Genomic DNA, 2,479 nt, shown 5'->3' with positions numbered 1-2,479 from the left:
TTCATAAGAGCAAGCTCTCAATCCATTCGCTCGACTTGCATGTATTAGGCACGCCGCCAGCGTTCATCCTGAGCCAGGATCAAACTCTCCAATAAAGTTAGTTTGTCTAGCATCTAAAAATAAAAATTGACGTTTCACGTTGTTTGTTTCGTTCAGTTTTCAAAGAACTACTTGGTCGCTCATTTGCGACTTCCTTATGTTAACATCTTCGTTAGTTAATGTCAACTAAGTTTTTCATTTTGTTTGTCGCTTTCGACGTTAATGTCATCGGCGACTTGTTTTATATTACACCTCTATTTAACAATAGTCAACAACTCTTTTTCATTTTTTACAAAAAAACATTCACTACTCATAGCCCTTCCTTATCATCCACGCTAATTTCAAAAAACCACACTACCACAAAAACTTCCCTCTCATTCTATTTTGGATTCAAAAAAGTGGCTGCACTTCAATTGCTAATTGTTTTTTTACCAGATTGATTTATTACAAATAGCTTTAAACTATAATCCTTTCATTCATAATTACGAATATAACATATATAAAAGTACACCCGCCTACGATGTGCGGCTAGGCATAGCATTACGAGATAAACAAAAAGAAACTTTTAAACTTGTTCGTAATCCTTTTAAAAGAGTCGTTAGTTCTTTCGTGTCCTTAATCGCACCTCCCTATGTAGAAACCCCAGAATGGCAACCCATTCGAAAGTTTTTATATCAAGATGAAAACTCTCCTAAAGGCATCTCATATAAACAATTTTTATATTACCTACTCGCCAAAGGTGCTCATACAGATAATATGAATCCGCATTTTACACAACAATACATACTAGGTGAAGAAGCATATGTAACCAATTATATGTACTTAGAGGATTTTGATCAGGAAATGCAAAAGTTAGAGAGCCACTTTGAATTAAAATCCGCACCGATAAATAAATTATCAACATCCTGACATCATCAGACTCCCGCTATGATCTATAGGGGGAATTTTAGCGAAGCAAGTATTACTGATTCTTTATTTCCTCGCTACCCTGCTTTCGAAAGTTTTTATGATACGGAATGTATACAACCCGTTCAAACAATATTTCAAAATGATTTCGATACATATAGATATACATAAAGAATATCCATACTGATTTCAATCTATCATCTTTGCCAAATATAAAAAGATACCTTATATATTAGGTATCTTTTTAACATTTAAACTACATAAAGTATCCTACTTAGCAATCCTTACTATTTAAACTATTCCTCTTTAATAAATTACCTATTTTTTGCTTATCTGCCCATCCTACTCCTATTAAAACTAAGCTTCCCCCTATGATTACCTTCCACGTTAAAGATTCATCTAATAGAACAATTGAAGTAATAATACTTATTAATGGTAATGCATTTAAATATAATCCACTTACCGATGCAGAAATCCTCTCTAGCGCTTTGTTCCAAAACCAATACGCCAAAATTGTTGCACCTATAACAAGATACATTACGCTAAATACTGTCTTCCATGTTTCAATCTTTGGAAAACCATAATAAAAGATTTCCCCCATTGCAAAAGGCAATAAAATAACGGCTCCAATAATTAAAGTTAGCGTTGTAAAAACATTATTAGATAAATATCGCTCTTGCTTCGGGCGTTTTAACAATATCGTATAGAAAGCAAATAAAAAAGTGCTCAATAAAATAAGTATATCCCCTACTAAAGAGACCTCTTGATTAGTATTGTCAGAAGGAACAGTAATTAAGAGCACACCTATAGCTCCTAGCATAATTCCAATCCAATAATTCAACTGAATTTTCTCCTTTAAAAAGAATGCCGAAAAAAGAATTGTAACTAATGGCAATGCAGCATCAATGATACTAACATGCAATCCACTTGTTAAAGAAATACCGTAGGATGTGAACATGAAATACCCAGCTACACCAGTAAAAGATAGTAAACTCATTCTTTTCCATGGGACCTGTTTATGTACAACTGATCTTTTTAATTGTTTAAATGAGAATAGTAAACAGATTCCACCCGCGAAGAAAAGGCGAATAAACAACAAAGTAAATGGCTGAATAGATTCTAATGCCCACTTTGTTGGCGCAATAGCTGTCCCCCATAATATAACAGCCACTAATAACATGCATATTTCTTTCATAATCCCCCACACCCATCAAAAAATATATGTTAACTATCTTAATTATAGATTTTTTCTTATGTGAAATCTTTTAAAAATGAAAAAACGTTATGTGAAAAACAGCTGAATAGCTATTTTTCACATAACGCTTTCATATAAAGAGTAAAATTTTTTAGTCATTCTACAACTCAGTTAACATAAAAAGGTAATTCTTACCTTACACTAACATTTAAACGTATTACTTTATCACCTTTTACGACACTATCGCTCAAATTTTAATTTAGACAGTCCCTATTTCATCTTTAAAGTTACTAAATTTATGGATTATGACATTTGGTAAATAAAAATAAACACAAAAAA

At 32.4% G+C, this 2,479-nt stretch carries 1 protein-coding gene, 1 rRNA gene and 1 pseudogene; 1 reads left to right on the top strand and 2 read right to left on the bottom strand.

Annotation, left to right across the window (positions count from 1 at the left end; genetic code table 11):
• Positions 1 to 95 (bottom strand): 16S ribosomal RNA (locus tag K5S59_RS28990); the annotation flags it as partial.
• A gap of 269 nt (positions 96 to 364) precedes the next feature.
• Between K5S59_RS28990 and K5S59_RS28985 the strand changes: the two are divergent.
• A pseudogene (locus K5S59_RS28985) lies at positions 365 to 1,132 on the top strand (sulfotransferase family 2 domain-containing protein).
• Between the two features lie 87 nt (positions 1,133 to 1,219).
• On the opposite strand, the gene K5S59_RS28980 reads toward K5S59_RS28985, so the two are convergent.
• Complete coding sequence (locus tag K5S59_RS28980) at positions 1,220 to 2,152, bottom strand: DMT family transporter (protein WP_002073933.1); 933 nt, start codon at positions 2,150 to 2,152, stop codon at positions 1,220 to 1,222.
• Positions 2,153 to 2,479: the final 327 nt, after the last annotated feature.

The organism is Bacillus sp. BML-BC051 (assembly GCF_019656175.1).
Taxonomy (GTDB): domain Bacteria; phylum Bacillota; class Bacilli; order Bacillales; family Bacillaceae_G; genus Bacillus_A; species Bacillus_A mobilis.
This window is presented reverse-complemented; position numbering and strand designations above follow the sequence as displayed.